The sequence below is a fragment of the Marinifilum breve genome (genome assembly GCF_003202155.1).
GTDB lineage: Bacteria > Bacteroidota > Bacteroidia > Bacteroidales > Marinifilaceae > Marinifilum > Marinifilum breve.
In genome coordinates, this window is sequence record NZ_QFLI01000005.1 from 63,185 (window position 1) to 75,590 (window position 12,406).

Consider the following 12,406-nt stretch of genomic DNA (forward strand, 5'->3'; position numbering starts at 1 on the left):
GATTACTTAGCTCTTTCAATAATTTCCACTAATCTCCAACTCTTATTTTTACTTAAAGGTCGGGTTTCCATGATTTTTACGGTATCACCTTCGTTACAGGTGTTTTCCTCATCGTGAGCAGTGAATTTTTTGGTTTTGTTCACAAATTTACCGTAAATCGGGTGTTTTTCCTTTGTGTGAACTGCAACAGTAATGGATTTTTCCATTTTGTTGCTAACCACAACCCCGATACGCTCTTTTCTAAGATTTCTTTCCATCACTTTTTTACTTTTCAGTTAATTGTCTCTGACGTAACTCTGTCATCAATTTGGCAATGTTGCGTCTCGTTTCCTTAATTTGCAAAGGATTTTCCAAAGGTGAAATAGCGTGATTTAGTCTGAAGCGAGTTAATGATGCTCTCTCAGCATCCAACTTTTCTACTATTTCCTGTGTTGTTAACTCTTTAATTTCTGAATTCTTCATGATTAATCATTTGAACTTTCAACATAATCACGTCTTACGACAAACTTTGTAGTAACAGGTAATTTTTGAGCTGCAAGACGCAATGCCTCTTTTGCTACTTCGTAAGGAACACCCTCACATTCGAATAACATTCTTCCTGGTGAAACAGGAGCAACGAATCCTTCTGGAGAACCCTTACCCTTACCCATACGTACCTCTGCAGGCTTCTTAGTGATTGGCTTATCTGGGAAAATACGAATCCAGATTTGACCTTGTCTCTGCATATATCGGGTTACTGCCACACGAGCAGCTTCAATTTGACGACCAGTAATCCACTTTTCTTCAAGTGACTTGATCCCAAAAGATCCGAATGCTAATTCAGTACCGCGACCAGCGTTACCTTTCATTCTTCCCTTTTGTTGTCTTCTAAATTTTGTCCTTTTTGGTTGTAACATCGTACTAATTCTTTAAAATTTAAAGACTACTTCTTTTTTCTTCTATTAAAACCACCTTTTCCTTTTGGACCACGGCTATCTTTCATGCCAGCGTTAGGAGTAAGATCACGTTTACCGTAAACTTCACCTTTACAGATCCAAACTTTGATACCGATCAAACCGTAAGTAGTCAAAGCTTCAGCTTGACAGTAATCGATATCAGCTCTTAAGGTATGAAGTGGAGTACGTCCTTCTTTATACATTTCAGAACGTGCCATTTCCGCTCCATTTAAACGGCCAGAAATCTGAATTTTGATTCCTTCAGCACCCATTCTCATAGTAGAAGCAATAGCCATCTTAATTGCTCTTCTGTAGGCGATACGGCCTTCAATCTGACGAGCGATGTTATTAGCAACGATTACAGCATCCATTTCTGGACGTTTAATTTCGAAGATATTAATTTGTACTTCCTTGTCTGTAATCTTCTTCAACTCTTCTTTCAACTTGTCAACTTCTTGACCACCTTTCCCGATAATGATACCAGGACGAGCAGTGTTGATAGTGATAGTGATTAATTTAAGAGTTCTTTCAATAATGATCTTAGAAATACTTGCTTTAGCTAAACGAGCATTTAGGTACTTTCTAATTTTGGTATCTTCAACAAGCTTATCGCCGTAGTTTTTTCCGCCAAACCAGTTAGAATCCCATCCTCTGATGATTCCTAGTCTATTTCCTATTGGATTTACTTTTTGTCCCATTCTAACTATTCTTTAGTATTCTCAGCAGTTTTACTTGCCAACAATATAGTTACATGATTTGATCTTTTTCTAATTCTATGTGCTCTCCCCTGTGGAGCTGGTCTAAGACGCTTAAGAATTCTAGCTGAATCAACACAAATTTCTTTGATGAATAATTCATTTTCCTCAATTCTTTGACCTTCGTTCTTTGCTTGCCAGTTGGCAATCGCAGAAAGCAATAGTTTCTCTACGCGAATCGATGCTTCTTTCGGACTGAAACGAAGTACATCTAAAGCTCGGTTCACCTCCATACCTCTTACCATATCGGCAACAAGTCTCATTTTACGAGGCGAAGTAGGAACATTTTTCAAGCTAGCAAATGCTTTGCTCTTTTTTTCCTCCTTTATTTGGTTTGCTCTTATTCTTTTTCTTGCACCCATTTTTACAAATTCAAAATGTTAATTAAAACGCTTCACGCTATTTTTTCTTCTTGTCAGCGTGACCTCTAAAAGTACGAGTTGGCGCAAATTCACCTAATTTATGTCCTACCATATTTTCAGTAACATAAACTGGAATGAATTTGTTTCCGTTGTGAACGGCAACTGTGTGACCTACGAAATCCGGAGAGATCATAGAACGTCTTGACCAGGTTTTAATCACAGATTTTTTTCCTGACTCATTTTGCTCCAATACTCGTTTCTCCAATTTGAAATCGATAAAAGGGCCTTTTTTTAATGAACGACTCATAACAATCTAATTAATCAAATTACTTTTTCCTTCTTTCTACAATATACTTATTAGAAGCGTTTTTCTTAGCTCGAGTTTTGAACCCTTTAGCTAATACACCGGTTCTAGAACGTGGATGTCCACCTGAAGATTTACCTTCACCACCACCCATTGGGTGATCCACTGGATTCATTACCACACCACGAACACGAGGTCTTCTACCTAACCAACGAGTACGACCAGCTTTACCGCTTCTTTCCAACGCATGGTCAGTATTTGAAACAGTACCGATAGTTGCCTTACAAGTTACTAGGATCATTCTAACTTCTCCAGAAGGTAATTTGATCATTGCATATTTGCCTTCTCTTGAAACAAGTTGAGCATATGCACCAGCGCTACGAGCCATCACAGCACCTTGAGAGGGTCTTAATTCAATATTGTGAATTATTGTACCTAATGGGATATCAGATAATGGCATTGAGTTTCCGATTTCTGGAGCTACTTTTTCACCAGAAAGCAAAGTTTGTCCAACTTCAAGTCCGTTTGGAGCGATGATGTAACGTTTCTCACCGTCGGCATACACAAGCAATGCGATGCGTGCAGTACGGTTTGGATCGTACTCAATCGAAACAACTTTTGCTGGAACATTGTCCTTGTCTCTTTTGAAATCAATAACTCTATATCTTCTCTTGTGACCACCACCTATATATCTCATTGTCATCTTACCGGTGTTATTTCTACCACCAGTTTTTTTCATTGGTCTTAACAATGATTTCTCAGGTTTGTCTGTAGTTACCTGCTCAAAGGTATTTAAGATCTTATTTCTTTGACCAGGAGTTACAGGTTTTAATTTACGTACAGCCATTTTCTAATTAAATATTGCTATAAAAATCTATATTATCACCTTCAACTAAAGTAACGATCGCCTTTTTAAAAGACGCAGTTCTTCCCTCAATAGCACCAGCTTTTGTAAAACGGCTTTTCTTTTTACCTTGATAATTCATGGTATTAACAGATGCCACTTTAACATTGTACATTGATTCTACTGCTGCCTTAATTTCGATCTTTGTCGCTCTACGATTAACAACAAAACCAAAGCGATTGAATTTTTCGCTTTGTTCAGTCATTTTCTCAGTAACGATTGGCTTAATTAAAATATCCATTTTTTTAAACTTAGTTTAGTTTAAACATTTCATCAAGTCCTTTTACAGAACTTTCTACAAACACCAAAGTTGAAGCTTTCATAATGTCATAAGTTGCAAGGTCAGAAACACGAACAACGTTAACATTCTTCAAATTACGAGAAGACAAATATATGTTTTTATTATCTTCAGATAAAACTAAAAGCACTTTTTTATCAGCTACTTTTAAGCTATTCTGAATATTAACAAATTCTTTTGTCTTAGGAGCTTCGAAATTGAAGTCTTCAACTACCATTAAAGCATCGTTTTGAGCTTTGATCGTTAAAGCAGATTTACGAGCCAACTGCTTCAGTTTTTTATTCAATTTGAAACCGTAGTTTCTTGGACGAGGACCGAATACGCGTCCACCTCCTCTGAAGATAGGTGACTTGATGCTACCAGCACGTGCTGTACCAGTACCTTTTTGTTTCTTTAGTTTGGCAGTACTACCAGAAATCTCAGCTCTTTCTTTCGATTTGTGAGTTCCCTGACGTTGGTTCGCCAAAAATTGTTTAACGTCTAGGTAAATAGCATGCTCATTTGGTTCGATGCCAAAAACTGAATCATTCAATTCAATTTTTCTACCAGTATCTTCTCCAGCTGTGTTTAAAATCGCTAATTCCATTACTTCTCAATAATTACGTATGAACCTTTAGACCCTGGAAGAGATCCTTTAACTAACAATAGGTTATTTTCTTTGATAACCTTAAGTACTTGAAGGTTTTGAACCTTCACGTTGTCCCCACCTGTACGTCCGGCCATTCTCATGCCTTTAAATACGCGAGCTGGGTAAGATGCAGCACCAATAGAACCAGGTGCACGTAAACGGTTATGCTGACCGTGTGTCGCGCCACCTACTCCGCCAAAACCATGACGTTTTACTACCCCTTGGAAACCTTTACCTTTTGAAACTCCGGTAACATCCACATATGGAGTGTCTTCGAATAATTCAACATCGATAACGTCTCCTAACTGGTATTCATTTTCAAAATCTGAAAACTCAACTAGTTTTTTCTTAGGAGTTGTGTTTGCCTTTTTAAAGTGCCCATCTAGCGCCTTAGTTGTTCGCTTTTCTTTCTTTTCATCAAAAGCCAACTGAAGTGCTTCGTAACCATCAGTCTCAACAGTTTTGATCTGAGTTACAACACATGGACCTGCCTCAATGACAGTGCATGGAATATTTTTTCCCTCGGCACTGTAAACGGAAGTCATTCCGATTTTTTTTCCAATTAATCCTGGCATTTCTCTTTACTTTTTAAAAATAAATCTTACTAGATTATCAAACTTTAATTTCAACTTCTACACCGCTAGGCAACTCTAGCTTCATCAAAGCATCAATTGTATTTGCAGTAGAACTGTAAATATCAATTAAACGCTTGAAAGAAGAAAGTTGAAACTGTTCTCTTGATTTCTTGTTCACGAAAGTAGAACGAAGAACAGTAAAAATTCTTTTGTGAGTTGGAAGTGGAATTGGACCACTAACAACCGCACCTGTAGCCTTAACTGTTTTTACGATTTTCTCAGCCGACTTGTCAACCAAGTTGTGATCGTAAGATTTCAGTTTAATTCTAATTTTTTGGCTCATCTTATTTAGATATTATACGATGATATAATTATAATAATTCAACTTTACCCTTTGCATTCTCAACAACTTCTTTAGCGATACCTTTAGGTACTTCCTCGAAGTGAGAGAATTCCATAGAAGAGTTTGCACGACCTGAAGATAAGGTTCTCAACACAGTTACATAACCGAATTGCTCTGCCAAAGGTACTTTAGCATTTACAACACGAGCACCATGCTTAGACTCCATTCCTTCAACCTGACCACGACGCTTGTTCAAGTCACCGATGATGTCACCCATGTATTCTTCTGGAGTAATTACCTCAAGCTTCATAACAGGCTCAAGTAATACTGGAGATGCTTTAGCACATGCAGCCTTGAATCCCATTTTAGCAGCCATCTCAAATGATAATTGATCCGAGTCAACTGGATGGAAAGATCCGTCAAACAAAGTAACTTTCAAACGATCAACAGAGTAACCTGCCAACACACCATTCTTCATAGCTTCTTCGAAACCTTTCTGAACAGAAGGAACGTATTCCTTAGGAATGTTACCACCTTTAATTTGATCGATGAATTGTAACCCTTCACCTTCGAATTCTTCATCAGCTGGGCCAATGTGGAATTGAATATCAGCAAACTTACCACGTCCACCAGACTGCTTCTTGAATACCTCACGGTGTTCAACAGTACCAGTAATAGCTTCTTTGTAAGCTACCTGAGGTGCACCTTGATTACATTCTACTTTAAACTCACGCTTCAAACGGTCGATAATAATATCCAAGTGAAGCTCACCCATACCTGAGATTACAGTTTGACCTGAATCTTCGTCAGTTTTAACCTGGAATGTTGGATCCTCTTCAGCCAATTTACCAAGCGCCATTCCCAATTTATCAACATCTTTTTGAGTCAATGGCTCAACAGCGATACCGATTACTGGATCTGGGAAATCCATAGATTCTAGCTCGATTGGGTTTTCTTTTTGACAAAGAGTATCACCTGTACGAACATCTTTAAAACCAACACAAGCACAAATATCACCAGCTTCTACACGATCGATAGCATTTTGCTTGTTTGAGTGCATTTGATAAATACGAGAAATACGTTCTTTGTTACCTGAACGAGTATTGAACACGTATGAACCAGCATCAATAAAACCAGAATATACACGAGTAAATGCCAAACGACCTACAAATGGGTCAGTAGCAATTTTAAATGCTAAAGCTGCCAAAGGTTCATCCACATCTGGCTGACGAACAACTTCCTCGTCTGAACCAGGAACAGTACCTACAATTGCATCAATATCAAGTGGCGATGGCATATAAGTAATAATTGCATCCAACAAACGCTGAACACCTTTATTCTTAAATGCAGAACCACACAACATTGGAACGATATCCATAGCAATAGTTGCTTTACGGATAACAGCCAACATCTCCTCTTCAGTAATTGAATCTGGATCTTCGAAGAAACGCTCCAACAACTCCTCGTCTTGCTCAGCTACAGCCTCAACAAGCTTCTCTCTCCACTCATTAGCATCAGCTACCAAGTGATCTGGAATCTCTTCTAAAGTATAGTTAGTACCATTTTCATCATCGTACCATACAATAGCCTTCATTGTAATCAAATCGATTACACCTTTGAAGTTCTCTTCTGATCCGATTGGAATTTGAATAGGCACAGGATTAGCTCCCAACTTTTCTTTTACCTCACGTACAGCTTTGAAAAAGTCAGCACCAGAACGGTCCATCTTGTTCACAAAACCCATACGAGGCACTTTGTATTTATCAGCTTGTCTCCAAACTGTTTCAGACTGAGCCTCAACACCACCTACTGCACAGAAACATGCAACAGCACCATCAAGAACACGCAAAGAACGCTCTACCTCTACAGTAAAGTCAACGTGACCCGGGGTATCAATAATGTTGATTTGATACTTCTTGCTATCGTAGTTCCAAAAACAAGTCGTAGCAGCAGAAGTAATTGTAATACCTCTTTCTTGCTCTTGCTCCATCCAGTCCATTGTAGCAGCACCATCATGAACCTCACCAATTTTGTGAGATACACCTGTATAATACAAAATACGCTCGGTAGTAGTTGTTTTACCGGCGTCGATGTGTGCCATGATACCAATGTTTCTGGTAAATTTTAAATCTCTCTTAGCCATTTTCTTTGTCCTCTACAAATTGCTTAAACAATTCTATTAAAATCTAAAGTGAGCGAAAGCACGGTTAGCTTCAGCCATTCTGTGAGTATCTTCCTTCTTCTTGAAAGCTCCACCTTCTTCATTGAAAGCAGCAATAATTTCTGCAGACAATTTTTCAGCCATAGACTTACCAGATCTCTTACGAGCAAAAAGAATCATATTCTTAATAGAAATAGAAACTTTTCTTTCTGGACGAATTTCCATTGGAACCTGGAAAGTAGCACCACCTACACGGCGAGACTTAACCTCTACAGCTGGAGTAATGTTTTCCAAAGCTTTTTTCCAAATCTCAAGTGGAGATTTTTCAAGCTTTTCAGTTTTAGACTTAACGATCTCTAATGAATCGTAGAAAATTTTGAACGCAAGATTTTTCTTACCGTCCATCATCAAGTCATTTACAAATCTTGTAACCAAAACATCATTAAATTTTGGATCTGGCAACAAGATTCTTTTTTTAGGTCTTGATTTTCTCATTTCTTTTAGTTTACGAGCTATTCGTATGTTAGCTGCCCAAGTGCGTCTTCAACAATCTCTCGACTATTTACTCAACCAAGTGGGAACAACACATAAACTATAACTCCTACAGTTACAAACTAGATTTTACTTTTTCTTTGGTCTCTTAGTACCATACTTAGAACGACGCTGCATACGACCTTCTACCCCTGAAGCATCAAGAGCACCACGAACAAGGTGATATCTTACCCCTGGAAGGTCCTTTACACGACCACCTCTGATCAATACGATAGAGTGCTCTTGCAAATTGTGTCCTTCACCCGGAATGTAAGCATTCACTTCTTTTCCGTTAGTCAATCTAACACGAGCAACTTTACGCATTGCTGAGTTAGGCTTCTTAGGTGTAGTGGTATACACACGCACGCAAACCCCTCTTCTTTGAGGACAAGAATCCAACGCTGGAGCCTTGCTCTTCTCTTGAAGCTTGGTTCTTCCTTTTCGAACTAACTGTTGAATTGTAGGCATATTAACAATTACTTTTTAATTAAATATATTTTAACAAATTGGTTTGCAAAGGTATTATTTATTTACTAAAAACAACAATCGTTATGTTGATTTTTGCAAAAATCCCCTTGAAATCAGCGCACAAAGGTAAGAAAACCCTTTTAAAAGTCAAATAGTGATCAAATAAAAAAATCAACTGATTTTAAATAAGTTCCGACTCAGCTCTACACAGCTTAGAAAAATCGCGGGATAAAGACAAAAATACGACCAAAAATCCTGCATGTCAATTATTTTCCACAAAATAGGCACAATGTATATTGTATCTTATTAAAAAGTTAATTAATTTGGTAAGCCTTAAAACCTAAAGCCGGGCACTAACCTAACACCCGGTTTTTGATACTTATTTTATATAAACCCAAAAAAATACGATTATGAAAGTGTATCAATCAAACGAAATTAAGAACATCGCCCTCATTGGCAACGCCGGCTCGGGTAAAACTACCCTAGCCGAATCTATGTTGTTTGAAGGCGGTGTTATTACAAGACGCGGAAACGTGGAAGATAATAACACCGTTTCTGATTACAATCCTGTCGAACATGAATATGGTAACTCTGTATTTTCAACAGTTTTGTATACAGAATGGCTAGGGAAGAAAATCAATTTTATTGACACTCCAGGTGCAGACGATTTTTCTGGAGGTGTAATTTCCGCTTTAAATGTAACCGACACTGGTTTAATGCTTATCAATGCACAGCATGGCGTTGAAGTTGGTACCGAAATTATTGGTAGAAGAGCAGCTGCATTAAACACTCCTCTAATCTTTGTAGTGAATCAGTTAGACCACGACAAAGCTAATTTTGAACAATCAATAGAATCAGCGAAGACTAACTTTGGCAACAAAGTTTCAATTGTACAGTATCCTGTAAACGTTGGCGTAAACTTTAACGCTGTTGTGGATGTACTTAAAATGAAAATGTACCAATGGGGACCAGACGGTGGTGAACCTCAGATTTTAGACATTCCTGATTCGGAAAAAGATAAAGCTGATGAACTACACAATGAATTGGTAGAATCGGCTGCTGAGAATGATGAAGCTCTTATGGAATTGTATTTCGATAAGGGAACTCTTACCGAAGATGAAATGCGCGAAGGAATGAAAAAAGGAATGATCGCAGGTGATCTTTTCCCTGTATTCTGCATTTCAGCTAAAAAAGACATGGGCGTGCGTCGTTTAATGGAGTTTATTGGCAATATCGTTCCATTCGTTACAGAAATGCCTGCTATTCCAACAGTAAGTGGAAGAGAAGCTAAATGTGACGTTAATGCTCCTACTTCACTATTTGTATTTAAAACATCAATGGAACCACATATTGGTGAGGTTAGTTATTTTAAAGTGATTTCTGGTAGTGTTAAGGAAGGGGATGACTTAAACAACATCAACAATGGCACTAAGGAAAGATTATCTCAACTCTATTTGGTAGCAGGAAGAAACAGAGAAAGAGTTTCTGAACTTGTTGCGGGAGATATCGGAGCAACCGTTAAATTGAAGAATACTAAAAACAATCACACCTTAAATGGTAAAGATTGTGATTTCACATATAAAGAAATTGAATTCCCAGAACCAAAATACAGAACTGCTGTTAAAGCTAAGGAAGATGGTGATGAAGAAAGATTAGGAGAGTTATTACATCGTATTCACGAAGAAGATCCTACAATTATTATTGAATATTCGAAAGAATTGAAGCAAATCATTCTTCACGGACAAGGTGAATTTCATATGAATACTTTAAAGTGGAGATTGCTGAATAATGATAAGATGGAAATTGAATTCCTTGATCCTAAGATTCCTTATCGTGAAACCATTACCAAACTTGCTCAGGCAGATTATCGCCACAAGAAACAATCGGGCGGTTCAGGACAATTTGGTGAAGTTCATATAATTATTGAACCATACACTGAAGGAATGCCTGATCCAGTAATGTATAATGTAAATGGTAAAGAACTAAAAGTTAATTTAAGAGGTACTGAAGAGCATGAACTAGACTGGGGCGGAAAATTAGTTTTCTGTAACTGTATTGTTGGTGGTGCTATTGATACCAGATTCCTTCCTGCTATCCTTAAGGGTGTAATGGAAAAAATGGATGAAGGTCCATTAACCGGTTCGTATGCACGTGATATTCGCGTTGTAGTTTACGATGGTAAAATGCACGCTGTAGACTCGAATGAAATTTCATTTAAATTGGCAGGTCGTCACGCATTTAGTACGGCATTTAAAAATGCTGGTCCTAAAATCCTTGAACCTATTTACGATGTAGAAGTATTGGTTCCTGAAGATAGAATGGGTGATGTAATGAGTGATCTTCAAACTCGTAGAGCTATGATTATGGGTATGGAAGCTGAAAAAGGATTCCAGAAGATTCTTGCTAAAGTTCCATTAAAGGAAATGAACCGCTACTCAACTTCATTGAGTTCATTAACTGGTGGTCGTGCCCAATTCACTATGAAATTTGATGGTTACGAAAAAGTTCCAGGAGATGTTCAGGAAGAATTATTAGCAGCTTACGAAGAAGAAACTGCAGAAGCATAATTGTATTTTTAAGTATAAACCTAAAACCGTCTCACTTTCGAGGCGGTTTTTTTTTGATTATTACTCAACACATTATATGTAAAGAAAAAAGGTCTAGACCTTTTTCATCGCAAGTCTAGACTTTTATTTCAACAAGTCAGTTCCTTTTTATTTCCTTATCAGCATAAAGGAACCTTTCTTCGTATATTTTTTGGTTTTCTCCTCTCGGCCAACTGCAGTAATCACATAAAAGTAAGTTCCTGGCGTAGCCATTTTGCCATTTACTTCTCCATTCCAACCTTCTTCAGGATTTCTCCATTCATAAACAACTCGGCCCCATCGATTAAAAACAATTGCATGAAAACTTTCTAAAAACAGTGATTGAGTCTTAACTTTCCAAATATCATTCCTACCATCTCCATTTGGCGTAAACACATTCGGAACTTGAACCAAAGAAGTATCTACCATAATTGGAGTACTTAACATCATTTCATGAATACATTCCTTAGGTCCTTTATTAGACTTTACAATCAATTTGACTTGATACTTTCCTGGATGCTTGTAAGTAAATTCAAACGGATCTTTATCTTCAGTTGTTAAAACGCCATCTGTCAATAAACGATCTTCATCCTCAGTTACATCTTCAGGAACCCTTTCAGAATCCTGATACAAATACCAGTCATAATCAGTAGCGTTGATAGAGTTGTTTGTAAACTTCACTTCTAAAGCAGCCTCACCTTTCTTTGGATCAACAGAAAAATCAGCTTTAACCACGTAAGTATTGGATACTATTGAATTGGATGTAAATTCACAAGCATATTGATCTGTTACAACCAACTGATATGTCTCATCACCTTCATATGCTTCCCCATCGAAAAGCCTCTCATCTGATCCATCATAAGACACAAGTGGAGTCCCTTGCTTTTCCTCTCCATTTCTTCGAAGAGAGAATACAACTCTATCATCAACCTGCACATTTAATTGGCTTGCATCGGGAACATCCTGATACTGCAGTTCTTTTTTTGCAAATGACCCCGTAAAGTATACCCCATCACAATTCATTTGGCTTAAAGTTAGAACCGGATCGGTATTGCTATTATTTAAAACCCATGCAATACTTGTCTCATCAGTTTCTCCACTTTTTGACATTACTACCTGATATCTTCCATCAGTTAAATTTGACAATATAGAAAAACTCTGATTTGGTTCTGTTATCAAATTGGTTACAAAATCATTGGCTGTAGCATCCCACTTGGTCCAAGCAAATGTCCAGCCATTTGTTCCATCTGGAGAATCAGCTCTCAATTCACCAACTCCAGTTCCTATATTATCACAAAACACAAAAACTGAATCGTTTGCTGTGCTGGTATACTCTGTTAGAGTTCTATAACTTGCTTTCTCGGCAGATATCTGTCCATTAGCTTTCTCCAATAAAATAGCAGAGAACATTACAACAAAAGCAATAAATAACTTAAGGGAATATCTAAAATCGGATTTGATTATCATCTTTATTTGGGACATTTAATTTAGCTTATCTTGATTTACAATATTAAAAAAAATTAAGCCGTTTTTTCCATATTAATCAATTAACTTGTG

At 37.5% G+C, this 12,406-nt stretch carries 16 protein-coding genes; 1 reads left to right on the forward strand and 15 read right to left on the reverse strand.

All coding sequences use genetic code 11. The annotated features are described in order from the left end of the window. Window positions 1-2: 2 nt before the first annotated feature. The 14 genes from rpsQ to rpsL form a co-directional block, all read right to left on the reverse strand. Entirely contained in the window at window positions 3-257 is a 255-nt protein-coding gene (gene rpsQ, locus DF185_RS12125; protein WP_054714042.1) for a 30S ribosomal protein S17, read from the reverse strand. Between the two features lie 7 nt (window positions 258-264). Beyond that, window positions 265-462, reverse strand: coding sequence for a 50S ribosomal protein L29 (rpmC, locus tag DF185_RS12130; protein ID WP_054714037.1), 198 nt, complete (start codon window positions 460-462; stop codon window positions 265-267). Window positions 463-464: 2 nt separating this feature from the next. Then, entirely contained in the window at window positions 465-896 is a 432-nt protein-coding gene (gene rplP, locus DF185_RS12135) for a 50S ribosomal protein L16 (protein ID WP_110361022.1), read from the reverse strand. 26 nt (window positions 897-922) lie between these two features. Continuing rightward, window positions 923-1,633 carry a 30S ribosomal protein S3 gene (gene rpsC, locus DF185_RS12140; RefSeq protein WP_110361023.1) on the reverse strand — a complete coding sequence of 237 codons (711 nt, stop codon included), beginning with the start codon at window positions 1,631-1,633 and terminating at the stop codon, window positions 923-925. Between the two features lie 5 nt (window positions 1,634-1,638). After that, a complete protein-coding gene (gene rplV, locus DF185_RS12145; RefSeq protein ID WP_110361024.1) occupies window positions 1,639-2,052 on the reverse strand; it encodes a 50S ribosomal protein L22 in 414 nt (137 codons plus the stop codon). A 37-nt stretch (window positions 2,053-2,089) separates the two neighbouring features. Next, window positions 2,090-2,359 carry a 30S ribosomal protein S19 gene (gene rpsS / locus DF185_RS12150; RefSeq protein ID WP_110361025.1) on the reverse strand — a complete coding sequence of 90 codons (270 nt, stop codon included), beginning with the start codon at window positions 2,357-2,359 and terminating at the stop codon, window positions 2,090-2,092. A gap of 19 nt (window positions 2,360-2,378) precedes the next feature. Next, window positions 2,379-3,203 (reverse strand): 50S ribosomal protein L2, encoded by an 825-nt coding sequence (gene rplB, locus DF185_RS12155; protein WP_110361026.1) that lies wholly within the window; start codon window positions 3,201-3,203, stop codon window positions 2,379-2,381. Between the two features lie 7 nt (window positions 3,204-3,210). Continuing rightward, window positions 3,211-3,501: a 50S ribosomal protein L23 gene (rplW, locus tag DF185_RS12160; RefSeq protein ID WP_110361027.1), complete on the reverse strand. Its 291-nt coding sequence runs from the start codon at window positions 3,499-3,501 to the stop codon at window positions 3,211-3,213. Window positions 3,502-3,511: 10 nt separating this feature from the next. Next, window positions 3,512-4,144, reverse strand: coding sequence for a 50S ribosomal protein L4 (rplD, locus tag DF185_RS12165; RefSeq protein WP_110361028.1), 633 nt, complete (start codon window positions 4,142-4,144; stop codon window positions 3,512-3,514). Beyond that, window positions 4,144-4,761 carry a 50S ribosomal protein L3 gene (gene rplC, locus DF185_RS12170; protein ID WP_110361029.1) on the reverse strand — a complete coding sequence of 206 codons (618 nt, stop codon included), beginning with the start codon at window positions 4,759-4,761 and terminating at the stop codon, window positions 4,144-4,146. Before rplC ends, rplD begins: the two co-directional genes overlap by 1 nt. Before the next feature lie 37 nt (window positions 4,762-4,798). Further along, on the reverse strand, window positions 4,799-5,104 hold the full coding sequence (gene rpsJ / locus DF185_RS12175; RefSeq protein WP_110361030.1) for a 30S ribosomal protein S10: 306 nt from the start codon (window positions 5,102-5,104) through the stop codon (window positions 4,799-4,801). A 28-nt stretch (window positions 5,105-5,132) separates the two neighbouring features. Next, entirely contained in the window at window positions 5,133-7,247 is a 2,115-nt protein-coding gene (gene fusA / locus DF185_RS12180) for an elongation factor G (protein ID WP_110361031.1), read from the reverse strand. Window positions 7,248-7,283: 36 nt separating this feature from the next. After that, on the reverse strand, window positions 7,284-7,760 hold the full coding sequence (gene rpsG / locus DF185_RS12185) for a 30S ribosomal protein S7 (protein ID WP_110361032.1): 477 nt from the start codon (window positions 7,758-7,760) through the stop codon (window positions 7,284-7,286). A gap of 126 nt (window positions 7,761-7,886) precedes the next feature. After that, complete coding sequence (rpsL, locus tag DF185_RS12190; protein WP_054714004.1) at window positions 7,887-8,264, reverse strand: 30S ribosomal protein S12; 378 nt, start codon at window positions 8,262-8,264, stop codon at window positions 7,887-7,889. A gap of 410 nt (window positions 8,265-8,674) precedes the next feature. Between rpsL and fusA2 the strand changes: the two genes are divergently transcribed. Further along, window positions 8,675-10,831, forward strand: coding sequence for an elongation factor G2 (fusA2, locus tag DF185_RS12195; RefSeq protein WP_110361033.1), 2,157 nt, complete (start codon window positions 8,675-8,677; stop codon window positions 10,829-10,831). A 147-nt stretch (window positions 10,832-10,978) separates the two neighbouring features. Here fusA2 and DF185_RS12200 read toward each other — a convergent pair whose 3' ends face one another. Then, window positions 10,979-12,316, reverse strand: coding sequence for a T9SS type B sorting domain-containing protein (locus tag DF185_RS12200; RefSeq protein ID WP_165836025.1), 1,338 nt, complete (start codon window positions 12,314-12,316; stop codon window positions 10,979-10,981). Window positions 12,317-12,406 lie beyond the last annotated feature (90 nt).